This window comes from Streptomyces sp. NPDC057963, from assembly GCF_042887155.1.
GTDB lineage: Bacteria > Actinomycetota > Actinomycetes > Streptomycetales > Streptomycetaceae > Streptomyces.
The window spans coordinates 171,274-194,087 of the sequence record NZ_JBHVPX010000013.1 but is presented as its reverse complement, the minus strand read 5'-3'; the positions used below and the strand labels follow the sequence as shown (position 1 = coordinate 194,087).

General features: G+C 73.2%; 19 protein-coding genes and 6 tRNA genes. 15 read left to right on the top strand and 10 right to left on the bottom strand.

The window, feature by feature from the left end; translation table 11 throughout:
* Positions 1-28 precede the first annotated feature (28 nt).
* The 4 genes from cbiE to ACFVT1_RS28370 all read left to right on the top strand — a co-directional run bounded on the left by cbiE (position 29) and on the right by ACFVT1_RS28370 (position 7,442).
* On the top strand, positions 29-1,258 hold the full coding sequence (gene cbiE, locus ACFVT1_RS28385) for a precorrin-6y C5,15-methyltransferase (decarboxylating) subunit CbiE (protein ID WP_389800427.1): 1,230 nt from the start codon (positions 29-31) through the stop codon (positions 1,256-1,258).
* Positions 1,259-1,591: 333 nt separating this feature from the next.
* Positions 1,592-5,035, top strand: coding sequence for a nicotinate-nucleotide--dimethylbenzimidazole phosphoribosyltransferase (cobT, locus tag ACFVT1_RS28380; RefSeq protein ID WP_389800425.1), 3,444 nt, complete (start codon positions 1,592-1,594; stop codon positions 5,033-5,035).
* 225 nt (positions 5,036-5,260) lie between these two features.
* Positions 5,261-6,523, top strand: a complete 1,263-nt coding sequence (gene cobA / locus ACFVT1_RS28375) for a uroporphyrinogen-III C-methyltransferase (RefSeq protein ID WP_389800423.1) — start codon at positions 5,261-5,263, stop codon at positions 6,521-6,523.
* Positions 6,524-6,623: 100 nt separating this feature from the next.
* Entirely contained in the window at positions 6,624-7,442 is an 819-nt protein-coding gene (locus ACFVT1_RS28370) for an RNA methyltransferase (protein ID WP_362205524.1), read from the top strand.
* A 4-nt stretch (positions 7,443-7,446) separates the two neighbouring features.
* Here ACFVT1_RS28370 and ACFVT1_RS28365 read toward each other — a convergent pair whose 3' ends face one another.
* Complete coding sequence (locus tag ACFVT1_RS28365) at positions 7,447-8,799, bottom strand: serine/threonine-protein kinase (protein WP_389800421.1); 1,353 nt, start codon at positions 8,797-8,799, stop codon at positions 7,447-7,449.
* Between the two features lie 653 nt (positions 8,800-9,452).
* Here ACFVT1_RS28365 and ACFVT1_RS28360 point away from each other — a divergent pair.
* From ACFVT1_RS28360 to ACFVT1_RS28350, 3 genes are all read left to right on the top strand, one after another.
* A complete protein-coding gene (locus ACFVT1_RS28360) occupies positions 9,453-9,662 on the top strand; it encodes a hypothetical protein (RefSeq protein ID WP_389800419.1) in 210 nt (69 codons plus the stop codon).
* A gap of 215 nt (positions 9,663-9,877) precedes the next feature.
* Positions 9,878-10,843 (top strand): phosphotransferase family protein, encoded by a 966-nt coding sequence (locus tag ACFVT1_RS28355; protein WP_389800418.1) that lies wholly within the window; start codon positions 9,878-9,880, stop codon positions 10,841-10,843.
* Between the two features lie 68 nt (positions 10,844-10,911).
* Positions 10,912-11,226 (top strand): zf-TFIIB domain-containing protein, encoded by a 315-nt coding sequence (locus ACFVT1_RS28350; RefSeq protein ID WP_389800416.1) that lies wholly within the window; start codon positions 10,912-10,914, stop codon positions 11,224-11,226.
* A 132-nt stretch (positions 11,227-11,358) separates the two neighbouring features.
* Here the strand turns inward: ACFVT1_RS28350 and ACFVT1_RS28345 are convergent.
* The 5 genes from ACFVT1_RS28345 to ACFVT1_RS28325 all read right to left on the bottom strand — a co-directional run bounded on the left by ACFVT1_RS28345 (position 11,359) and on the right by ACFVT1_RS28325 (position 11,804).
* A tRNA-Val gene (locus ACFVT1_RS28345) sits at positions 11,359-11,433 on the bottom strand.
* Between the two features lie 23 nt (positions 11,434-11,456).
* Positions 11,457-11,528, bottom strand: a tRNA-Val gene (locus ACFVT1_RS28340).
* Between the two features lie 19 nt (positions 11,529-11,547).
* A tRNA-Val gene (locus ACFVT1_RS28335) sits at positions 11,548-11,619 on the bottom strand.
* A gap of 1 nt (position 11,620) precedes the next feature.
* Positions 11,621-11,694 (bottom strand) — tRNA-Cys (locus tag ACFVT1_RS28330).
* Positions 11,695-11,731: 37 nt separating this feature from the next.
* A tRNA-Gly gene (locus tag ACFVT1_RS28325) sits at positions 11,732-11,804 on the bottom strand.
* 163 nt (positions 11,805-11,967) lie between these two features.
* Between ACFVT1_RS28325 and ACFVT1_RS28320 the strand changes: the two genes are divergently transcribed.
* The 3 genes from ACFVT1_RS28320 to ACFVT1_RS28310 all read left to right on the top strand — a co-directional run bounded on the left by ACFVT1_RS28320 (position 11,968) and on the right by ACFVT1_RS28310 (position 14,724).
* Positions 11,968-13,002, top strand: coding sequence for a chorismate-binding protein (locus ACFVT1_RS28320; protein WP_389800591.1), 1,035 nt, complete (start codon positions 11,968-11,970; stop codon positions 13,000-13,002).
* Positions 13,002-13,823, top strand: a complete 822-nt coding sequence (locus ACFVT1_RS28315) for an aminotransferase class IV (protein ID WP_389800414.1) — start codon at positions 13,002-13,004, stop codon at positions 13,821-13,823. The genes ACFVT1_RS28320 and ACFVT1_RS28315 overlap by 1 nt, the downstream gene beginning before the upstream one ends.
* A 64-nt stretch (positions 13,824-13,887) precedes the next feature.
* Entirely contained in the window at positions 13,888-14,724 is an 837-nt protein-coding gene (locus tag ACFVT1_RS28310) for a GNAT family N-acetyltransferase (protein ID WP_389800412.1), read from the top strand.
* A 13-nt stretch (positions 14,725-14,737) separates the two neighbouring features.
* Here the strand turns inward: ACFVT1_RS28310 and ACFVT1_RS28305 are convergent, their stop codons facing one another.
* Positions 14,738-15,253: a DsbA family protein gene (locus ACFVT1_RS28305; RefSeq protein ID WP_389800410.1), complete on the bottom strand. Its 516-nt coding sequence runs from the start codon at positions 15,251-15,253 to the stop codon at positions 14,738-14,740.
* Between the two features lie 203 nt (positions 15,254-15,456).
* Here ACFVT1_RS28305 and ACFVT1_RS28300 point away from each other — a divergent pair, with 203 nt between their 5' ends.
* From ACFVT1_RS28300 to ACFVT1_RS28290, 3 genes are all read left to right on the top strand, one after another.
* Positions 15,457-15,909: a hypothetical protein gene (locus tag ACFVT1_RS28300; protein ID WP_389800408.1), complete on the top strand. Its 453-nt coding sequence runs from the start codon at positions 15,457-15,459 to the stop codon at positions 15,907-15,909.
* Positions 15,910-16,162: 253 nt separating this feature from the next.
* On the top strand, positions 16,163-17,182 hold the full coding sequence (locus tag ACFVT1_RS28295) for a LacI family DNA-binding transcriptional regulator (RefSeq protein WP_389800406.1): 1,020 nt from the start codon (positions 16,163-16,165) through the stop codon (positions 17,180-17,182).
* A 330-nt stretch (positions 17,183-17,512) separates the two neighbouring features.
* Positions 17,513-17,668, top strand: a complete 156-nt coding sequence (locus tag ACFVT1_RS28290) for a hypothetical protein (protein WP_266363071.1) — start codon at positions 17,513-17,515, stop codon at positions 17,666-17,668.
* Positions 17,669-17,672: 4 nt separating this feature from the next.
* Here ACFVT1_RS28290 and ACFVT1_RS28285 read toward each other — a convergent pair whose 3' ends face one another.
* Together ACFVT1_RS28285 and ACFVT1_RS28280 are read right to left on the bottom strand one after the other, a co-directional pair.
* Complete coding sequence (locus ACFVT1_RS28285) at positions 17,673-18,260, bottom strand: CGNR zinc finger domain-containing protein (protein WP_389800404.1); 588 nt, start codon at positions 18,258-18,260, stop codon at positions 17,673-17,675.
* Positions 18,261-18,618: 358 nt separating this feature from the next.
* Entirely contained in the window at positions 18,619-19,032 is a 414-nt protein-coding gene (locus ACFVT1_RS28280) for an SsgA family sporulation/cell division regulator (RefSeq protein WP_003959770.1), read from the bottom strand.
* A 190-nt stretch (positions 19,033-19,222) separates the two neighbouring features.
* Between ACFVT1_RS28280 and ACFVT1_RS28275 the strand changes: the two genes are divergently transcribed.
* Positions 19,223-19,714 carry a TIGR02611 family protein gene (locus tag ACFVT1_RS28275; protein WP_389800402.1) on the top strand — a complete coding sequence of 164 codons (492 nt, stop codon included), beginning with the start codon at positions 19,223-19,225 and terminating at the stop codon, positions 19,712-19,714.
* Between the two features lie 54 nt (positions 19,715-19,768).
* Positions 19,769-19,840, top strand: a tRNA-Val gene (locus ACFVT1_RS28270).
* A gap of 411 nt (positions 19,841-20,251) precedes the next feature.
* On the opposite strand, the gene ACFVT1_RS28265 is transcribed toward ACFVT1_RS28270, so the two are convergent.
* On the bottom strand, positions 20,252-22,807 hold the full coding sequence (locus tag ACFVT1_RS28265) for an SCO7613 C-terminal domain-containing membrane protein (protein ID WP_389800400.1): 2,556 nt from the start codon (positions 22,805-22,807) through the stop codon (positions 20,252-20,254).
* Between the last annotated feature and the right edge of the window lie 7 nt (positions 22,808-22,814).

Below are 22,814 nucleotides of genomic sequence, written 5' to 3'. Positions count from 1 at the left end.
TGCGACAACTCCAGGAGACTGACGACAGATGGCCGATCGGGTCACCGTGATCGGCTGGGACGGCTCGCCACTGACCGGAGCGGCCACGGCCGCCCTCTCGGCCGCCACGCTCGTCGCCGGAGCCGCCCACCACCTCGCACTCCCCGAAGTCCCGGCGCACGCCGAACGGATCCGCCTGGGCTCCATCGACCTGGCCGCCCGCCGGATCGCAGGACACCGCGGCAGCGCCGTGGTCCTCGCCGACGGAGATCCCGGCTTCTTCGGAGTCGTACGCAGCCTCCGCGCACCCGAGCACGGCCTCGAAGTCGAAGTGGTCCCCGCCGTGTCCTCCGTCGCCACCGCGTTCGCCCGCGCCGGAATGCCGTGGGAGGACGCCCAGATCGTCGTCGCCCACCCCCGCACCCTGCGCCGCGCCGTCAACGTCTGCCGCGCCCACCACAAGGTCGCCGTCCTCACGTCGCCGGGCGCGGGCCCCGCCGAACTCGCCCTGCTCCTCGAAGGCGTCCACCGCACCTTCGTCATCTGCGAGGAACTCGGCACCACGCGCGAACAGGTCAGCGTCGTCACCTCCGAGAAGGCCGCCGACCACGTCTGGCGCGACCCCAACGTCGTGATCGTCATCGGCGGCGGCCACGAACCGCAGGCCACCGGCGCCTGGATCGCCGGCCGCCACCCCCATGGCGTACGCGGCTGGGCACTCCCCCCGGCGGCCTACCCGGGCGGGCCCACCGACGCCGGGGACGAGAGCGGCGAGGGCGGGTCCCCGGGGCTGCGCGCCGCCCAACTGGCCCGCCTGGGCCCCCGTACCGGCGACCTCCTGTGGGACATCGGCTCCGGCAGCGGAGCCCTGGCCGTGGAGGCCGCCCGCTTCGGGGCGGCGGTCCTGGCGGTCGACAGCGACCCGGCGGCCTGCGCCCGCACCGCGGCGGCGGCCCGCTCCTTCGGAGTCCAGCTCCAGGTCGTCGAGGGCCGGGCACCGCATGTGCTGGAGCGGCTGCCGGAGCCCGACATCGTACGGATCGGGGGCGGCGGAGTCCCCGTCGCCACCGCCGTCACCGAACGCCGTCCGGAACGCATCGTGACCCATGCCTCCACGCGCGACGAGGCCGAGGCGCTCGGCGCGGCACTCGCCGGGAACGGGTACGCCGTCCGCTGTTCGCTCCTCCAGTCCGTCGAACTCGACACGGCCGTGTGGTCGGAGCGCGAACGCTCGGTCGTGTTCCTGCTCTCCGCGCTGCGTTCGGACCTCGCCCCCTGACCCTCCCGGCGTGCGGCGCGAGGTAGGCTGGCCGATCGTTGCACCGCGGCTGGACGTTCGTCGCTTCGTTCGTCAATGTCCGGAAAAGGGGACCGTTTTGGCCCTCGTTGTGGTACGGCAGAGCCGGGGGACGCGCAACGTGGCGCAGTCCACAGCGGGCCGTGGCGAAATGAGCTGCCGCGGCGGCGAACGGCCGCGAGAATGCACTATGTCCGCGACCGTTTCGTGCCGCGCGGCGCGCCCGCTCGTTCTTGTTGACGAGCGCCGGCGTGGCGTGTTCGGGCGTCCCGGGCGAAGGGCCGAAGGAGCACTGACGATGGGCGAGGGGTACGCATGACTGACACCGGCCAGATCCCGGGTGAGGGACTGCCGGAGAACGCAGGCATGGTGGAGCAGCCGGGCGTCGCCGCCCCGGATGCCTACACCTTCCTCGCTCCCTCCGCGCATGTGCCCGAGGACGACGACGTCCTGCTGATGCCGAGCCCCCAGGGCGCCTGGAGCGACCCGCAGACGGTACCGGCCCCCGGCCAGTACCCCGAGGGTGTCGCCGCACAGGCGGTACTGCCCGAGCAGGGCGCCCACCAGGGCCGCGCCGCGGTACAGGCGGCCCACCCCCAGTCCGCCTTCGAGGCCCCCGGGCAGCCCCAGGGGCCCGTGCAGGTACAGGTGCAGGAACCCGTCCAGGTGCAGGTGCAGGAGTCCGTCCAGGTCGCGGACGTGTACGCGGCGCAGCAGCCGGCGGCCGGAGCGCTGCCCGAGAGCGGCCAGGGGACGCACGAGTCCGGTGGCCGCGACTCCGGTTCGGTCGACCTGAGGGGCGTACGCATCCCCTCGCCCACCCCGGCCCCCGCTCCGGCGCCCCAGCCGCAGCCACAGACTCCGGTGCGCCGACCGCTGCATCGCGGTCCGGTCGTGGCCGACGGCGGGCCGTCGTACGGCGGATCGCCGACCGGCGGAGTGGTCCGTTCGCTGGCCGACCGGGGACCCGCGGACGCACCCCAGGCGCAGGTCCAGACCCAGGCGCCCGCACGCCACGCCGGACCGCCCACCGTCGGGCCCGAGTACTTCGAGGCGCCGGGCGACGAGGCGGCCGTACTGCCGGGCCCGCAGCTCGGTGAGATCCTGCCGCAGGGCGGCAGCCCGTGGGCGGCCCAGGCACCCGAGCCGGTCGTCGCCCCGGTGGCGGCAGAAACGGTCGTTCCGGAGCCGGTCGCCGAGCCGGTCGCCGAGCCGGCGCCCGCGGCGCAGCCCGTGCAGGTCGCGCCGGTGGCGTCCGGGGAGGCCATAAGCGCTCCGGCGGCCGACGCGGTGCCGACCGCTGCCGGGACCCCGGCCGAGGTTTCTTCCGAGGTTCCGGCCGAGGTTCCTTCCGAAGTTTCCTCCGGGGCAGGCGTCGAGGGCATGGCCGAGCCCGAGTCCGAGTCCCGGCCCGAGGCCGAGACAGTGATCGAGGCAGCGGCCGAGGCCGGCGCCGGGGCTCCCGCCGTGGAGACCGCCGCCGTGCCGGAGGAGGCCGCGTCGGCGGAGGTCCAGGAACCCGTTCCCGCGGGTGGATCCGTGCCTGTGGAGGCCTCGGCGCCGACCACACCGAACCTGGCACCGACGCCCGTCGTGGAGCAGGCCGCGGAGGCCGAGCCCGAGCCCGAGCCCGAGCCCGAACCCGAGCGTGTGGCGATCGCCATGGAGCCGGTCCAGCCCGCTCAGCCCCGGACCGCCGAGGCCGCGGCGCCGGTCGAGACCGTCGCGCCCGCCGAGCCCCCGGAGCCCACCGAGCCGGTCACCGCGCCGGCCCCGGCCCCCGCCCCCGAGGCCGAGGTGCTGACCGTGCCCGAGCCCGAGCGGGGACCAGAGGTCGTCGAGACCCCGGCCAGCACGGCCCCCGCGGACGGCGCGGCCCCCGCGGACGGCGCGGAAGCCTCGGTGACCGCGCGGGTGGAGTCCCCGCGGTCCGAGAGCCTGCCCCGGCCCGACGCCGAGGAGGCTCAGGCCCCCGAGGCCCCCGAGCCCCGGGCGGCGCAGCCCGAGGAGACCGGGGCCCCCGACACCCCGCCCGCTCCCGGCTACGACGACGTCGAGCGCGAGGCGGTGCTCCGGGTCATGCGCGAGCGCCGCGACATCCGCAACGGCTTCCGCAGCGACCCGATTCCGCACGAGGTCCTGCTCCGCGTCCTCGAAGCCGCGCACACGGCGCCCAGCGTCGGCCACTCGCAGCCCTGGGACTTCGTCGTCATCCGCTCGGCGGAGACCCGCCGTTCCATGCACGAACTGGCACAGCGGCAACGCGATGCCTACGCCAAGTCGCTTCCCAAGGGCCGGGCCAAGCAGTTCAAGGAACTGAAGATCGAGGCGATCCTCGACACCCCGGTCAACATCGTCGTCACCGCCGACCCCACCCGCGGCGGCCGCCACACCCTCGGCCGGCACACCCAGCCGCAGATGGCCCCGTACTCCTCGGCACTCGCCGTCGAGAACCTCTGGCTCGCCGCCCGCGCCGAGGGGCTCGGCGTCGGCTGGGTCAGCTTCTTCGACGAGCGCGAGATGGTCCGCGCCCTGGGCCTGCCCGAGCACCTCGAAGTCGTCGCGTACCTCTGTGTCGGTTACGTCGACGAGTTCCCCGAGGAGCCCGAGCTGATGCAGGCGGGCTGGTCCAAGCGCCGCCCGCTGTCGTGGGTCGTTCATGAGGAGACGTACGGCCGCCGCGCCCTGCCCGGCGAGGAACCGCACGACCTGCTCCAGGAGACCATCTCCAACATCCGCCCGCTGGACGCCAAGGCGCTCGGCGAGGCGTGGGAGCGGCAGAAGCGGATGACGAAGCCCGCCGGTGCGCTCGGCATGCTGGAGATCATCTCCGCGCAGTTGTCGGGGCTCTCCCGGATGTGCCCGCCGCCGATCCCGGAGCCCGCGGCCGTCGCGATCTTCGCGGGTGACCACGGGGTGCACGCCCAGGGCGTCACCGCCTGGCCGCAGGAGGTCACCGGCCAGATGGTCGCCAACTTCCTCGGCGGCGGCGCGGTCTGCAACGCGTTCGCGGCCCAGGTCGGCGCCGAGGTCTGCGTGGTCGACGTCGGTGTGGCCATGGAACTGCCCGCGACGCCGGGGCTCCTTCCCCGCAAGGTGCGCGCCGGAACGGCCGACTTCACGACCGGCCCCGCGCTCACCCGCGACGAGGTCCTCGCGGCCGTCGAGGTCGGTATCGAGACCGCCCGCGATCTGGTCGCGGCGGGCAACAAGGGGCTGCTCACCGGTGAGATGGGCATCGCCAACACCACCGCGTCGGCCGCTCTGATCTGCGTGTACACGGGCATGGACCCGGCGGAGGTGACCGGTCGCGGTACCGGCATCAACGACGAGATGCACGCCCGCAAGGTCGACGTGGTCCGCCGGGCACTCGAACTCCACCAGCCCGACCCGGCCGACCCGATCGGTGTCCTGGCGGCGGTCGGCGGCCTCGAACACGCGGCGATGGCCGGCTTCCTGCTGGGCGGTGCCTCGCTCCGTACACCGGTCATTCTCGACGGCGTGAGCGCGGGCGCCGCGGCCCTGGTCGCCCGCGCGATCGCCCCCGAGGCCCTGGCCGCCTGCATCGCGGGCCACCGCAGCGCCGAGCCCGGTCACGTCGCCGCGCTCAACAAGCTGGGCCTGCGCCCGCTGGTCGACCTCGACCTCCGCCTCGGCGAGGGCACGGGTGCGCTGCTGGCGCTGCCGATCGTGCAGAGCGCGGCGCGGGCGATGCACGAGGTGGCCACGTTCGACTCCGCGGGCGTCACGGAGAAGTAGAGGGGCCGAGAGCAAGCCCCGTCGGCGTTCGGGGCGCGGGGCCGGGGCGGAGTCCCGGGGAGGGGCGGGTGGGGGAGCAAGCCCGCCCCGCCCTTCCCTCGCACCCCGCCACCCCCGCGCCCCACCCCGTATCGTGGACCCCGCCCACAAGTCCGCACGTCACAGCCGCTCCACCGCCGCAGCGGCCGCCGCACTCCGTCCCCTGCACGAGGAGCCCGCACCGCCATGGCCGAGCACGCAGATCACGCCGATCACCCTGCGTACCCCGTCGGACTGCGTCTCGGCGGCCGCCGCGTCGTCGTGGTCGGCGGCGGCCAGGTCGCCCAGCGCCGCCTTCCCGCCCTCATCGCGGCGGGCGCCGACATCCTCCTCGTATCGCCGGCCGCGACCCCGTCCGTCGAGGCGATGGCCGACGCCGGCGAGATCCGCTGGGAGCGCCGCGCGTACGCCGACGGCGACCTGGCCGACGCCTGGTACGCGCTCGTCGCGTCCGACGACACCGCGGCGAACGACGCCGCCTCCGCCGAGGCCGAGCGCTCCCGCACCTGGTGCGTCCGCAGCGACGACGCCGACGCCGCCACGGCCTGGACCCCGGCCACCGGCCGCAGCGAAGGCGTGACCGTCGCCGTCCTCACCACCGATACCCACGGCCGCGACCCGCGCCACTCCGCCGCCGTCCGCGACGCCATCGTCGAGGGACTGCGCGAGGGCACGCTCGCCGCGCCCCACCACCGCACGCGGACCCCCGGCGTCGCCCTGGTCGGCGGCGGTCCCGGGGACCCCGACCTGATCACGGTGCGCGGCCGCCGCCTCCTCGCCGAGGCCGACGTCGTCATCGCCGACCGCCTCGGCCCGCGCGACCTGCTCGACGAACTCCCGCCGCACGTCGAGGTGATCGACGCGGCGAAGATCCCGTACGGCCGCTCCATGGCCCAGGAGGCGATCAACCAGGCGCTCATCGAGCACGCCAAGGCGGGCAAGGCCGTCGTGCGGCTCAAGGGCGGCGACCCGTTCGTCTTCGGCCGGGGCATGGAGGAGGCCCGCGCGCTCGCCGCCGAAGGCATCGCCTGCACCGTCGTCCCCGGCATCTCCAGCTCGATCTCCGTGCCCGGCGCGGCCGGAATCCCCGTCACCCACCGCGGTGTGGCCCACGAGTTCACCGTCGTCAGCGGCCACGTCGCCCCCGACGACGCACGCTCGCTGGTCGACTGGCAGGCTCTCGCCAAGCTGCGCGGCACCCTCGTGCTCCTGATGGCCGTCGACAAGATCGGCGCCATCGCCCGCACCCTCATCGCCCACGGCAAGGCCCCCGAGACCCCGGTCGCCCTGGTCCAGGAGGGAACCACGGCGGCTCAGCGCCGGGTCGACGCGACGCTCGCGACTGTCGCCGAAAGGGCCGTCGCCGAAGACGTACGCCCTCCGGCCGTCATCGTCATCGGCGACGTCGTCGCCGTCGGCACGGGCGCCGCACCGCTGCCCGCCGCATAGCCGGCCCGAGCACCGCCCGTACCCCCGCCAAGTAACCAGCGGTAACAGATCTTCTCCCAAGCCGTTGGCACCACACACCGGACAAGGCAGTATCAAACCCGTGGCTGACCTCATCACCGTCGACGACCCCGACGACCCCCGCCTGCGCGACTACACCGGACTGACCGATGTCGAACTGCGGCGCAGGCGAGAGCCCGCCGAGGGACTCTTCATCGCCGAGGGTGAAAAGGTGATCAGACGTGCCAGGCACGCCGGGTACGAGATGCGCTCGATGCTGCTCTCGGCGAAGTGGGTCGATCTGATGCGCGATGTCATCGACGAGGTCCCCGCCCCGGTGTACGCGGTCAGCCCCGAGCTCGCCGAGCGGGTCACCGGATACCACGTCCACCGCGGCGCTCTCGCCTCGATGCAGCGCAAACCGCTGCCGACAGCCGACGAACTGCTGGCGACGACCCGCCGGGTGGTCGTCATGGAGGCCGTCAACGACCACACCAACATCGGAGCGATCTTCCGCAGCGCCGCCGCCCTGGGCATGGACGCGGTGCTGCTCTCGCCGGACTGCGCCGATCCGCTCTACCGGCGCTCGGTCAAGGTCTCGATGGGCGCGGTCTTCTCCGTCCCCTACGCCCGCCTCGACACCTGGCCCAAGGCCCTGGAGACCGTACGGGAAGCGGGCTTCGAACTCCTCGCGCTGACCCCGGACGAGAAGGCCAGCAGCATCGACGAGGCGGCACCGCACCGGATGGACAAGGTGGCGCTGATGCTCGGCGCCGAGGGCGACGGACTCTCCACCCAGGCCCTGGTCGCCGCCGACGAATGGGTGCGCATCCCCATGGCGCACGGCGTCGATTCGCTGAACGTGGGAGCCGCCGCCGCGGTCGCGTTCTACGCCGTGGCCTCGGGCCGCCCGCAGAGCTGACCGGCTACCGGAGCCCCTGAACCGGGGCCGGCACCTCGCCCCGGCTCTGCGCCTGCTCCTGGCTCTGCGGCTGGACCTGGGGCCGGTCGGTGCCCAGCCCGCGGGCCGGCCCCTGACAGCCCTGCGCCGCCGCGATGCCCAGTGCCACCAGCAGCGTCACCACGACGAAGACGACGAGCCGTTGGCGCAGCAGCCTCGGGTTGGCGGGACGCCGCCCCGTCGAGGTCTTGCGGACCCCGGAGCGCGTGCCCGGCCGGCCGTTCGTCCCGTTCGTGCCCTGCGGGCGCTTGCCGGACCGTGTCGTGTTGCGCGGCGGCTGATGCGGCTGCGGGCGCGAACCACCGGTACGCGGCGACCCGGCCCGCGACGACGTGGCCTGCCGACCGCTCTGCGGTTGCTTCTGCTTCTGCCGGCGGGGCGGCGGAGGCGCCGTACGCCGGGTCTGCTGCTCGGTGTACGGGCCGTCGATACGGCCGGTCGGCCGGTCCAGCTCCTGCGTCGAACGCTGGACGGGCGGACGGCTCTCGTGCAGTCCCTGCGCCTCCCGTGCCGCGATCTCCTTGAGCCGCATGGAGAGTTGAAGCGTGCTCGGCCGTTCCTCGGGGTCCTTCGCCAGACAGGCGCTCACGAGCGGCGCCAGTGCGTCGTGCACGTCGTACAGCTGCGGTTCCTCGTGCACCACCCGGTACAGCATCACCTCGGAACTGCCGTGTCCGAAAGGCGAGTCGGCCATCGCGGCGTACGCCAGCGTGGCGCCGAGCGAGAACACGTCCGTCGCGGGCGTCACCGCCGCACCGCGCACCTGCTCGGGAGCCAGGAATCCCGGCGAACCCACCGCCGTACCGACATGGGTGAGGGTGGACGCCCCGGTCGCCCAGGCGATCCCGAAGTCGATGATCCGGGGGCCCTTGGGGGAGAGGAGGATGTTCGACGGCTTCAGGTCGCGGTGGACGACACCGGCCTCGTGCACCGCCACCAGCCCCTCGGAGAGCGCGGCCCCGATCGAGGCCACCTCGGCCGCCGACAGCGGGCCCTCCTCGGCCACCTTGTCGTGCAGCGAGGGACCGGGGACGTACTGCGTGGCGAACCAGGGGCGGTCCGCCTCCAGATCGGCGGCCACCAGGCGCGCCGTGCAGCCGCCGCGGATCCGGCGGGCGGCGGACACCTCGCGCGCGAACCGCGAGCGGAACTCCTGGTCCTCGGCCAGATCCGGCCGGATCACCTTCAGCGCCACCCGCTGGCCGCGCCGGTCCGAACCGAGGTAGACGACACCCATGCCGCCCGCTCCGAGCCGCCGGTGCAGCCTGAACGAGCCGACGACACGCGGGTCCTCGCGCCGGAGCCGCATCATCGCCATGTCTGCCCATCCCCGCTGCCTGGTACGCCTGACGAGGCACAGCTTACGTACCCGGCGCCCGGGGCGCTCAGAGGCCGCGCCCTCGCCCGCGGATCGATTGTCGGTGCGTGGCACGGCCCATGACGGGGAGTGGGGCGGGAGCCGGCCGGGCCCCGAACGGCGTCCGGTTCTCAATGCGGTTGCGGTGACAAGGGGTTGGCGCTCGCAGGGCCGTGGCACCGGTGAGTGCCGCGGGGCGCGGCGACCCGGCGGGTACGGTCCCGCACCGGCCGGGACGACACCGCACCGGCCCGTTGCCGGGAACCGGGGCGCGGGCGAGTGAGTGAAGTCACGGTCATGGTCCGACCCGCAGACGGCCTCGTCCGAACCCCGCGTCCGGACCGCCGCCGCATTCGTCCGCCCGCCGGATCCGCAATGCTCCGGGTAGCCCCCCGGGCACCCCTCCGGGATGACCCGGAATGCAGGCGCCCGATCTCCACCCAGGGGAGTACGCCGGCTACCCACAGCTCATCCTCCGGGAGGCCCGGCATTCGGTACGAGGGCATGACGTCGTACGCCCTCGGCGTCCCTAGTGTTGAGGTCAAGCGGCGGGTGCAGTACTCGTCCCCCGAGGTCACACGCCCGCCGCCCCACACACGGTCAGGAGAGGAACCATGGCGGACACGGCAACGCGGACCATGACCCGCACGCGGGGACGCAGGGTCGATGCCGCGTTCGGCGGCCGCCCGTCGTCCGGTACGCGCCACCCGCTGGTGGCGACGGCGATGGTTCTTCCTCTGGCGGCCCTGCTCACAGTCGTCTTCGGCGGCTGGGACGCGGTGGTCACACAGGCGTCGTCCGTGGGCGTGATGCTGGGGCGCTGAGCGGCGCCCCGGGTCCGGAAGAGCGGTCCGGACCGGGACATCCGGCCAACAACCCCGTGGGGACGGGGGTGCGGCGGACGGCAGCGTTTGTCCGGTCAGCTGGGGAGCTGACCGGACATCGCGCTGTCCGGGCCCTTTGTGCGGCGCGCGTACGCTCATCGACGGGACCGGAGCGGAACGGCCCCGCCCGCACCCGCCCGCCACCGGGGGAGACCGTGACCACCGCAGTCGTACGCGCGCTCGGCGCTCTCGCCCACCGGGCCGCCCATACCCGCCCCGAGGCCGACTGCGCCTGCCCGCCACCGGCCGTGCTCGCGGACCGCGCGGACGGCACGGTGGTCCGCAGCGGCCCCGTCGTCGCCAAGGCCCACGCGCCCGGTACGGACACCGCCGACCTGCTGAGCCGCCTGACCCTCGCGAACGACCCCCGCCTGACCGGCATCCTGCTCGCCCCGCTGGGCCCCCGCGCCTCCGCGCCCGCCACCACGCTCGACGGCCGCCCGGTCACCCTGTGGCCCCACGGCCGGCCCGTCGACCCCGGCGACCCCGACGCCGCCCCCTGGGAAGAGGCCGCCGCCCTGCTCGCCGGACTGCACCGGACCCCGCCCTCCCTCGCGCTCCCGCCCATGCGGGGCCCCGCCAAGGCCGCGCTCGCCGTTGCGCGGATGCGCGCCGCCCGCCCCGCCGGCCCGGCCACCGCCCCCGTACTCGAAGCCTGGTACCGCCTGCCCGGCTGGGCCCGCGGCGAGGCCGCCGCACCATCGCACCGATCGGGCTTCCTCTGCCACGGCGATCTGCACCTCGGTCAACTCGTCCGCCACCCCGCGCCGCACGGCCCCTGGCTGCTCATCGACATCGACGACACCGGTCTCGGTGACCCCGCCTGGGACCTCGCCCGCCCCGCGGCCTGGTACGCGGCCGGGCTGCTGCCCCCCGGCGTCTGGCTCCGCTTCCTGGACACCTACCGGGCGGCGGGCGGACCCGCCGTACCGGCCGAGGGCGACCCCTGGCCCGGACTGGACGTCCCGGCCCGTGCCCTGACCGTTCAGACCGCGGCACTCGCCCTCGCCAAGTCCGCGGCGGAGGGCCGGACTCCGGATGAAGTGGAGCAGACGATGATCGATGCCTGTGCCCGAATTGCCTCTCTCCCGCCCGAGTTGGCCGCCGAACGCTCGTCGTAGGCTGAACCGACCGCCACCGGGCATGCATTCCGGCGGCGGCGATCCGACGCCGAGGAGTGAGCCGAACCATGCAGTGTCCCAAGTGCCACGCACAGATGCAGACGTACAACCGCAACGGCATACAGATCGAGCAGTGCAGCGGCTGCCGGGGGATCTTCCTCGACTACGGCGAGCTGGAGTCCCTGACCCGCATCGAGGCACAGTGGACGCAGCAGGCCCCGCCCGCCCCGCCCGCCCCGCAGGCGTATCCGCCCGCCCCGCCCGCCCCGCAGGCCTACCCGGCCGCTCCCGCACCTGTCTGGGGCGCCCCGCAGCACCACGGTGGCCACCACGGCGGTCACTACCGGCACAAGAGCTTCGGCCACATGCTCTTCTCCTCCTGAGCGAAGGCGCTGCGGGCACGGGCGGAAAACGTCCGGCGGGAGGTGTCCGGGCCCGCAGCGCACCGACGCACGGGCCGCCGCTCACCGCGGAAACGACGAAGCCCCGGTCGTCGAGACGACCGGGGCTTGTGCTGGTGCGCGATACTGGGATTGAACCAGTGACCTCTTCCGTGTCAGGGAAGCGCTCTCCCGCTGAGCTAATCGCGCAGAGTGAACCTGCGTGTACTGCGTGCGCGATACTGGGATTGAACCAGTGACCTCTTCCGTGTCAGGGAAGCGCTCTCCCGCTGAGCTAATCGCGCGGGGATCCTTGTGGATCAGTGGACGATACTGGGATTGAACCAGTGACCTCTTCCGTGTCAGGGAAGCGCTCTCCCGCTGAGCTAATCGTCCTTGGAGGTGGAGACGGGATTTGAACCCGTGTAGACGGCTTTGCAGGCCGTTGCCTCGCCTCTCGGCCACTCCACCAGGAGTGAGGGTTCGGGAAGATCCCCCACTTTCTGCGAGCGGACGACCAGGTTCGAACTGGCGACCTCAACCTTGGCAAGGTTGCGCTCTACCAACTGAGCTACGTCCGCTTGTCTTTCCCGGTCCGCTTGCGCGTCCCGGCGACGTGTTGAACTCTAGCGGATTCCCGGGCCAGTACAAAAACGCGTTTGTGCAGCGTGCTGAGGTGCGTTCGTCCCGGCGCAGGTCATCGCGCACCGTCCTAGACTCAACGGCGTGCACGCCCTCGCTCCCATGGCCCGCTTCGGCGGCCTCGTCGCGTCCGATCTGCAGGACGTGACCAGTGATCCCACCGCCCTCGACTCGTCCGGCTTCTGGGCCGTGTCCGCCGATTTCGAGGGCCGACTCGTGTGCGCGCGCTTCGGCACCGTACGTACGGAAGCGGTGCCCGCCCCGGTCCGCGGTGCCTGGCGCGGGCCCGGAGCCGGTGACTGGAGCTCGTCCCTGGACCGTGCCGCCTACACCGCGGGTGTGCAGCGGATCCGTGAGCACATCGCGGCGGGCGAGGTCTACCAGGCCAACCTCTGCCGGGTGATGACCGCGGCACTGCCCGACCCGGCCGCCTCGGACGTGGACGCGCTGACCGCGCTGCTGGCGCGCGGCAACCCGGCTCCCTACGCGGGAACGATCCGGCTGCCCGCGCACGGCGTGGAGATCGCCACCGCCTCTCCCGAGCTCTTCCTGAAGCGGGACGGCCGGACCGTCGAGTCGGGGCCGATCAAGGGCACCGGGCGGACCGAGGACGATCTGCTGGAGAAGGACCACGCCGAGAACGTGATGATCGTCGACCTGGTCCGCAACGACCTCGGCCGGGTCTGCGCCGCCGGGTCGGTCACGGTCCCCGACCTCTGCGTGGTGGAGAAGCACCCCGGCCTCGTCCACCTCGTCTCCACCGTGCGCGGGGAGCTCGCCGAGGGCGCCGGCTGGCCCGAACTCCTCGACGCCGCGTTTCCGCCCGGCTCCGTCACCGGGGCACCCAAGTCCAGCGCCCTCGGAATCATCGAGGCTCTGGAGACCGCACCGCGCGGGCCCTACTGCGGCGGCATCGGCTGGGTCGACGCCGACCGCCGCACCGCCTCCCTGGCCGTCGGCATACGGACATTCTGGATCGACCGGACCGGCGCCGTTCCGGCCCTCCGCTTCGGCACCGGGGCCGGCATCACCTGGGGCTCGGACCCGGAGCGCGAATGGGACGAGACCGAACTGAAGGCCGCCCGGCTGCTCGCTGTAGCGTCGGGTGCTCACGAAGAGACTGGAAGGACCGCGTGATGAGGATTTGGGTCAACGGCGGACTGCGGGACGCCGACGACGCCCGGGTGTCCGTACTCGACCACGGGCTCACCGTGGGGGACGGCATCTTCGAGACGGTCAAGACCGTCGGCGGCAGGCCCTTCGCCCTCACCCGCCACCTCGGCCGGCTGACCCGCTCGGCCCGTGGTCTCGGCCTCCCCGCCCCCGACCTCGACGAGGTGCGCCGCGCCTGCACCGCCGTCGTCGACGCCAATCCGACGGCGCTCGGCCGGCTGCGCATCACCTACACCGGAGGACTCTCCCCGCTCGGCTCGGACCGCGGCCACGCCGGTCCCGGCCTCGTCGTCGCCCTGGGGGAGGCGGGGCGCCGACCCGACACGACCGCCGTGATCACGGTCCCCTGGACGCGCAACGAACGCGGCGCGCTCGCCGGGCTCAAGACGACCTCGTACGCCGAGAACGTCGTCGCCCTCGCCCGCGCCCACGAGCACGGCGCCTCCGAGGCGCTCTTCGCCAACACGGTCGGACGGCTCTGCGAAGGCACCGGGTCCAATGTCTTCGTCGTGCTCGACGGGCAGCTGCACACCCCGCCGGTCGCTTCCGGCTGCCTCGCCGGTATCACCCGTGCGCTGGCCGTGGAGTGGACGGGGGCCCAGGAGACCGACCTGCCGTTCGACGTCCTGGAGCGGGCCGAGGAGATCTTCCTGACCTCCACCCTGCGTGATGTGCAGGCCGTCCACCGGGTGGACGACCGGGAGCTGCCCGGCGGGCCCGGACCGGTGACCCTCAAGGCCATGCGGATCTTCGACGAGCGGGCCGGGAACGACCTCGACCCGTAGAACCCGTGCCTCGAACCCGTAAAAACGGGTGACGCGGCGGGGCTCACCGGATAGAACGTCTCCGATGACCACGACCCTCCGGCCGACCGGGCCGATCCAGCAAGGCGCCGACGGCGTGAAGAACCGTGCGTACGACGTGTGCGACAACGGGCGGCCCGTCGGTGCCGTCGAGATCGGCACCGATCCTCGATTCGGTACGGCCACCGGAGAGCTGCGCTCCGTGACCATCGACGAACCGAGCCGGCGCCGGGGCCGCGGCACCATCGCCGTGCTCGCCGCCGAGGAGGTGCTGCGCGGATGGGGCTGTGGCCAGGTGCACCTGTCGGTGCCGGAGGGCAACGAGGCGGCCGGACGCCTGGCGGCCGCACTCGGGTATACCGGACGCAGCCGCAACATGCTCAAGGGCCTCGGCCCGACGGCCCCCGTGCTCCCGGAGGGTGTCGTGGCCAGGGAGATGACGGCCGAGGAGTTCGGGGCCTGGCAGCGCACCAGCGTCGACACGTACGCACAGTCCTGGATCGACCAGGGTGTCCCGGTCGAGCAGGCCATGCATAAGTCCCGCTCCGACCACGCCCGCAACCTGCCGGACGGAATGGACACCGAGGGCATGCACTTCCATGTCCTCGTCACCGGGGGAGTGGTCGTCGGCCATGTGTGGGTGTCGGTGCGCGAGGGTGACGACGGCGAGACGACCGGCTTCGTCTACGACGTGGAGGTGGACGAGGAGCACCGGGGCCGCGGCCACGGGCGTGCCCTGATGCAGCAGGCGGAGCACATCACCCTGGCCGCGGGCGCCCGACGCCTCGGACTGCATGTGTTCGCCGCCAACACGCCCGCCCTGCGGCTGTACGAGTCGCTCGGGTACCGGACGACTCAGTACAACCTGGCCAAGGACCTCTGAGAGCGGGGCCCGCTCAGCCCTGCCGGGCGAGCAGCCGGTCGACGATCTCCTCGATGCGTGTGCGCAGCCCGTCCTGGCTCCTGCCGCCGTCCAGCCGCTCGTCGCCGATCAGATACGTCGGCGTGCCGGTGACCCCGATCGCCTTGCCCTCGGCCTGGTCGGCGTCGACGATCAGCAGGTGGCGTCCGTCGATCAGGGCGGTGTCCATCTCCTCGGCGTCCAGGCCGAGTTCCCGCGCGACCTCGATCAGCAGCGGTTCGCCGGTGCGGCCGAGGTCGTCGGTGCGGGCCAGAACCGCCTCGATGTACGGCCAGCCCTTGCCCTGGACGGCCGCCTCCTCGGCGGCCTGCGCGGCGGCGTAGGCGTGCTTGTGCTTCTCCAGCGGGAAGTGCCGCAGCCGCACCTCCAAGCGGTCGCCGTACCTGGCCCGCAGGGCGTGCACATCGGTGAGGGCCTGATGACAGTCGGGGCACTGGAGCTCGCACCAGAGGTCGAGGACGACCGGCGCCGCAGGGGTGGAATCGCTCATGCGGCCAGTCTCCCAGGGTCCGCGCGAGCGTCCCAATCCGTGTCGGGCCCGACCCGGCTCCGTGCGGCCGGAGCGCTTCGGAATCGGCACCTGGGGAGGATCCCGGCCCTGAAATGTCCCTGATGTGGTCCGGGATCATGGCCGCCCGGGTGGTGGGCGGTGCAGGATGGAAGGGACGTTTCCCCTTGCGCATGGAGGCCCCGATGCTTGCCGAGACCATTTGCTCCGCGGTGTCCGCGGCGGGCTTGGGCATCGCCGCCGTCACCGCGTACCGGAAGCGTTTCCTCGCGGCGGCCCGGATCGCCGCCTACTCCCTGGTCCCGATCGGCCTGGTCCTGACCGGGATCGTGGACTGGGTCGCCGGAATCGCCTTCAAGCCGAGCGTCTGGCTCGGCTTCGGGGTGCTCGCCGTGGCCTGGCTGCTGTTCATGACCACACGGGCGGTCGAACGCCGAGGCGTCGGTACCCGTCAGGAACGCAAGGCCGCCGCACGGGCGGCGCGGGACGGGGCCGTCGCCCCGGCGGCCTCGGCACCCTCCCTGGGGTCCGGGCTCCCGGCGACCCGGGCGCAGGCCCCGAAGGCGAAGGATCAGTCCGCGTCGTCCGGTGAGGACTTCAGTGACATCGAGGCCATCCTGAAGAAGCACGGCATCTGACCCACGCCCCCGCCCCCTCCCGGCGGGGCGCGCTGTTCAGACGGCGATGAATCGATTCATGCAGCGCCTTGACGGTCGTTGCGGGATGGAGCTAGCGTCCCGAGCGGATTGAAACAATTCATTCCGATCATTCCGAGGGTGGGCGGCCCCGGGGCAGCCGGCCCGGGACGGCCGGGCGGCCCACGGGTACGTCCGTACGTCGGGGCGGTGCCGTGGACCGGTGCGGCCGAGGGTATTCAGTGGGGCAGGGCAAGTGGCGCGCGTGGCAGGGATCAAGGATGTGGCCCGGCAGGCCGGAGTCTCCGTGGGCACCGTGTCCAACGTGATCAACCGGCCCCAGGCGGTGCTGCCGGAGACCCGCGCCCGGGTGCTGGCCGCCATCGAGGAGCTCGGGTACGTGCGCAGCGAGTCGGCCCGCCAGCTCAGGGCGGGCCGCAGCCGGATCATGGCACTGCTCGTCCTGGACATGGGCAACCCGTTCTTCGTCGACGTGGCCCGTGGCGCCGAGCGTGCCGCCCGTGAGGCCGGTCTCGGCGTCATGGTCTGCAACAGCGACCAGAGCCCGGCGGAGGAGGCCGAGTACCTCGGGCTCTTCGCCGAGCAGCGGGTGTGCGGCGTCCTGGTCACCCCGGCCGACGCGACCGGCCGCAATCTGGAGGCCTTCCGCCGTCACCGGATCCCGTTCGTGCTGGTGGACCGGGTGGCGTCCGGCGCGGGGACCTGCGCGGTCTCCGTGGACGACGTCCGTGGTGGTGCGCTCGCCGCCGGTCATCTGCTCTCGGCCGGGCACCGCTCGGTGGCGTACGTCAGCGGGCCCGGTGACCTCCACCAGATCAGGGACCGGCGCGAGGGTGCCCTGGCGACCCTCGCCGGCGCCGGACTGCCGCCGGAGGCCCTCGTGGAGATCCCCTCCGGCCGTCTGGACGTGGCGTCGGGGCGCGACGCGGGGGCCAGGCTGCTCGGGCTTGTGCCCCGGCCGACCGCGGTGTTCTGCGCCAACGACCTGCTCGCCCTCGGTGTGCTGCAGGCGCTGTACGCGGCGGGTGTGCGGGTGCCGCACGACATCGCCATCGTGGGCTACGACGACATCGAGTTCGCGGCCGCCGCTGCCGTACCGCTGACCTCGGTCCGTCAGCCCGCGGCCGTGATGGGCCGGATGGCCGCGGAACTCCTCCTGGAGGAGGCGGACGACGAGGACGGTACCCACGAGCACCGCGGCGTGGTGCTCCAGCCGGAACTCGTGGTGCGCGCCTCCAGCGCGGCACCGCGCTGAGGGCGCGGACCTGTCCGCTCCGCTTCCCTCACGGCGTTCGCGGACCAACTCCCTTGCCGGTGCGCGGATTCCGGCGAAGGGGGCGGCTCCGAGGCCGGCGGTGCGCCGCGTGTCGTCGGACCCGCATCCGGAGGTCCCGAACTCGGGTCCGAGACTGTGCTGTTGTGATGCGGCGGGGTCAACGGAGTTCCCTTCGGGGGCTGTCGTACCGAAAACCTGACGACCGATCGGACGTCGGAGCGAATCGCACCCCGGGAACGGGTGAACTCCCGGCGAAACAAGGCATCTTGATCGCCAACGGGGTCCGGTCTGAGTCATGATCGTCCCGAGATGGTGGACACCTCCCGGGGCGATGCCCCCGCAAGCCCTGCCGAAGAGCCGCGCGGTTGCCTCTTCGCGCTTTCCCAGCCCCCTTTGATGATCTTCCTCGCGGTGATCGGCAGTCTTCTGCTGATGGCCGCGGTGCATGATCTCTTCATGCTGTGAGCGGTCAGCCGGCCGCTTCCCTGCGGCGTGCGCGGTACGCGGCCACATGCAGACGGTTGCCGCAGGTGCGGCTTGAGCAGTAGCGGCGGGAGCGGTTGCGGGAAAGGTCGACGAAGGCGTGCCGGCAGTCCGGCGCCTCGCAGCGACGCAGCCGTTCCTGCTCGCCCGCCACCACGATGAACGCCAGCGCCATGCCGCAGTCGGCCGCGAGATGGTCGGCGATCGAGGCGTCCGGAGCGAAGTAGTGCACATGCCAGTCGTAGCCGTCGTGGTTGCTGAGCTGCGGTGTGGTGCCGGCGGCGGCGACGAGGGCGTTGACGAGCGAGGCGGCTGTCACGGCGTCGTCCGTCGCGAAGATCTCGGCGAAGCGCGTCCGTACGTCCCGTACGGCGCGCAGGTCCTTCTCGTGGAGCTCGCCCACCCCGCTGATGCGATGGCGGTGCGTGAAGTCGTACAGCGCTTCGATGCCGACGAGACCGTCGGCCGGCCCGGCCCCGGGCTGCCCGCTCGCCGGCGGTTCGCTCTCCGGCGCCGTGTTCAGCAGATCGACCACCGTGTCGAGGGCGATCCTGGTGTCGTGGGGGATCAGCACGCTTCCGCTCCCTGGCCTCCGGCGGGCGGGTGCCCGCCGATCCGATGGCGGCTGACTCTACTGGCTCGGTGCCGCCGCACAGAGGCCCGAGAGGGCCCATGAGGGCTGCGGGGAGCGCTTACCGGCCACCCGTGGGCATCCCTGGCCGGTGGCCGCCTGCCGGGGCGGTCGGCGGGCGATCGGGCCGGCGGCTGCGCACCGGTGCGCGGAGCGGGTGCGTGCCGGTACGGGGAGTACCCGCGCCGACGCCGTCACCACGGTGGATTCCGTGAGGACGGCGTCGGTGTCAGCCCTATGAGGTTGTCCGCGCGGCGCCGTCTCCCCGAGTCGGACGGCGCCGTGCAGCTCTCGGCCTGGCTCAGCTCTCGGCCAGGATGTGTGAGAGCTCCGTGTCGAGGTCGAAGTGGCGATGTTCGGTGCCCGGTGGAACCGCGGCGTCGGTCCGCTTCAGGAACGACTCCAGGGCCCTCGCCGGGGCTTCGAGCAGGGCTTCGCCCTCTGGGGAGCTCAGTGCGATGCAGACGACGCCCTGGCCGTGACTACGGGATGGCCAGACGCGGACGTCTCCGGTGCCGGTGGGCCGGTGCAGCCCCTCGGCAAGGAGGTCGCGGGCGAAAACCCATTCGACCGTTTCCTCCGCTCCGGTATGGAAGGTGGCGTGCACGGCATAAGGATCGGCCGTGTCATACCGCAGGCCCGCGGGTACAGGCAGTGAGGACTCGCTCGACACAACGAGGCGCAGGTGCAGCTCGCAGCTGACCGTGGTGTTCATAAGCGCCAGGGCCTTTCGCTCAGTGTGCGCTCGGGGATTCGCACGTCGGCGAAATCGACATGCCACCTACGGTGGCGTTGTAAACCCCTCTGACCTTTTTGTGTCCCTTCAGGTAGCTCGTACGGCGGTGTGTAACTTTCGGTTATACGGCCATTCCGGTGACGAAGAGCGTTCCGGTAAGTTGGCTCCCATGAGCGCGGACAGTGACGAGCGGGCCGGGAGCGCCGTACCGGCGAAACCGGCGTCCGCCACGGGGGATGTGACCCAGAGCGTGACGGGAGATGTCACGGAGGGTGTGACGAAGGAGGACCGCGACCTCGGCTCCCGGGCGCCCGGGTTCATCAAGGCGTCGCGGACGCTGCACCTGAGCTGGCAGGTCGGGGTCTTCGTGATCGGCCTCGCGGTGGTCGTGGCGGGGATCATCATGCTGCCGCTGCCCGGCCCCGGCTGGCTGGTGATCTTCGGCGGCATGGCGATCTGGGCGACCGAGTTCGTCTGGGCGCAGCTGGTGCTGCGCTGGACGCGGCGGAAGGTCACCGAGGCCGCTCAGCGGGCGCTCGACCCCAAGGTCCGGCGGCGCAACATCATCCTCACCGTGATCGGTCTGGTGATCATCGCGGTGCTCGTGGGGATCTACGTCTGGAAGTTCGGTATCACCATGCCGTGGAAGATCCACGAGTGACCGGGGGATGGTCACGGGGCGCCGCTGACATGCGGTAATGTTTGGCCTGCGCCCGGGCGATTAGCTCAGTGGGAGAGCGCTTCGTTCACACCGAAGAGGTCACTGGTTCGAACCCAGTATCGCCCACCCCGGGACAGAGGGCCCGTGAGACCGCAGAGTCTCACGGGCCCTCTGCGTTTCCCGCTCGGGACGGGTGCTGCTCCCCGTACGGCCGCGGGAAGCGGGCCGTGCTCATCGGCAGGACGCTCGCGCTTTTCGGGAAGAGCTGACCGAAGCGCCGCGATCACGGCGGACTTCCAGGGCCACGGGAATTCCTGGAACGAGTTCAACACCCGAGCCCCTGCGGGCAATGCACCCGATGTCTCCCGGAACTCCGTCGCATTCCCGCGCGAGTGCGACGACGAACGCAGGGGTGCTGTTCGATCCCAATTCCCGGGTGAAGGCCGGAAATCCCGGCAAGGGGCATCCCACCCCCGCCGAAGACCGCATGACGGCCCGGGACTCCGAGGACGTCCCGGGCCGGCCTCCGGCACCCCGTCAGCGCATCCGGCCCAGGGCGTCCTTCAGGCGCCGCGCGTCGCGCAGCCGCTGTTCGTACGTCGCCCCGACCGCCAGCAGCAGCACCCCGGCCAGCGCGGGCGGCAGCCAGCGCGGCAGCGCGCCGACGACCTGCACCACGTACGGCGCGAGTTCGTGCAGGGCGTCCAGCGCCAGCACCGCACCACCGAGCAGCAGCAGGGCCTGCAGCCGCAGCCGCGCGCCCGCGAGGGTGATCGCCAGCGCCGCACCACCGAGCAGCAGCGGCCGTACCCAGTGCGGATCGGCCCACGCCGCGAGGAGACTCGGCACCAGGGTCGCCGCGAGACCCGCCCCGTACGCCGTCCAGGACGACGCCTCCCGATCACGGCGCCGGCGCAGCATCCCGACCGCCAGGGCGGGCACCGTCACCGGCAGGGTGTACGCCTCCGGGGTGGACACCCCCGAAGCCGACAGCCGCAGCCAGGCCGCCAGGACGAACAGCGCCGTCGCCAGATACCCGGCCAGCGGCCGGCGCTCGGGCCGTACGGCCGTACCCGCCGCCAGCACCCCGCACAGCGCCAGCACCAACGCCAGGAACGGCCGGTCCGGGACCGCCATGCCCACCGCCACGACACCTGCCACCGCCCCGGTCAGCTCGACCGGCAGAGCCGAGGGGCGGCCCCGCAGCCGCGCCCCGAGCAGCACCGTCACCGCAGGGACGACCAGCACGACCGGTGCCGCCCGATACCCGGCCAGTCCCCACGACGCCCCCGCCGCACGGGCCAGCACCAGCCCGCACACCACCGCGCCGCACGCGGGCACCGCCTGCACGGTCCGCAGCACCCCTGCCGCGCGCGCCGCCTGCGCGGTCGGCAGCGGTGGCAAGGACCGAGCCGCCGACACGGCGGCGCCTCCGAGCACCACCGCAGCCGCCCCGAACACCACCAGCAACACCGTGAACACCGCGTACGTGGCGGCCTGCGTGGCGAGCGACAGCATCCCCACGCTCACCGCACCGACCAGACCGCACGCCAGCGCGGTCGGCCCCACCCCGTCCGTCCCCCGGCGCAAGCCCCGCACCGCCACCGCGAACACCCCGGCCACCAGCGCCGCGTGAACCGACACGGCAGCCGCGTACGACAGCCCCAGCACCGCGGGCAACGCGGTGAACCCCGCCCAGCCGAGCACCACCGCGACGGCCCCCGCCGCACCCCGCCACGCCGCGCCCGGCACCAGCACCGGCCCGGCCACCCGACCCAGCCGTGCCCACGACCGGTACGCCGCCCCCGACAGAGCGGCCACCGCCAACAGCACCACCGGGGCCGAAGCCATGGCGGACCAAGTCGGACCCTCCACGCCCAGCGCGCCCCGGACGCCACCGTCCGGCTCACCCGACCACACCCGGACCAGCTGCGACACCGCCCCCGTCAGCGACAGGCCGACGGGCGGCACCGCGGCCAGCACCGCCCCCGCCACCACCGCCGACGACGCCCACACCAGCCCCTGTCCGACCCGGCGCGGCAGCGGAGCCCGCACCGCCGCCAACAGCACCACACCGCACAGCAGATACAGCGGCACCGACCAGCTCCCGGTCACCCCGGCAGCCAGCACTCCGCCCACGGCGGCCACTCCGCCGAGCCCGGCCACCACACCGCCGGCCACCGCGAGCCCCTCGGGCGCACGCCACGCCCCGGACACGGCGACCGCCGCACCCACGAGCAGCAGCGCACCCGGCGCCGCCGCGGCCGACGCCGCGTCGGCGGACACCGACTGCCCCAGAGCCACCAGCAGTCCCAGCAGACCCGTCGCCCAGCAGCAGACGCAGGCCGTCACCCGTACCGCGACGACCTTGCCCCGCACCGCGATCGCACAGTCCAGCGCAGCCGTCACCAGCAGGGCCCAGCCGAACGCCGTGGTCCCCGCACCCGCCGACCACGCCCACAGCACCAGCGGCAGCTGCGCGGTCACCACCGCCAGCGGCAACGGCAGCCGAAGCCGGCCGAGCAGCAGCCCGTACGCACCCCAGAGCACGGCCAGCACCGCCGAGGCGACCGCGGCGAAACCGGGACCGCCGGTCTCCGGCACCGCCACCCGGTGCAGCGCGTACGCGTCCAGCACCATCAGCACCGACGCCAGGGCGGCGAGCGCCTCGGCCGTCGAGGGCAGCCCGCGCCGCACCAGCACGGCGGGAGCGGAGAGCGCCGCGAGCGTCACCACCCCGAGCACCGCCGAGCGGCCACCGATGCCCATGTGGCCCCAGCTGACCAGGGTGAACGCGATCGCGGCGATCGTCAGCAGCAGACCGCCCAGGGTGAGCAGCACGTTCTGCGCGCTGCGCGGCCCGGCAGGCGGCGCGGGAGGCCCGAACGGCGCCGTGAACGGGGACGGCGGCCGGACCGGCGCCGACGGGGCGAACGGGGGTGCGGGCGGCACGGCGGGGCGCGCGACGGGCTGCGCCAGCACGCTCACCAGCCAGGCGCGGCGAACCAGCAGCTGTGACCGGTGGGCGTCCAACCGGGCCAGCTCGCGATCGAGGAGCGCCAATTCCTCGGCGGGCGGCGGCACATGTTCCATGACCGGG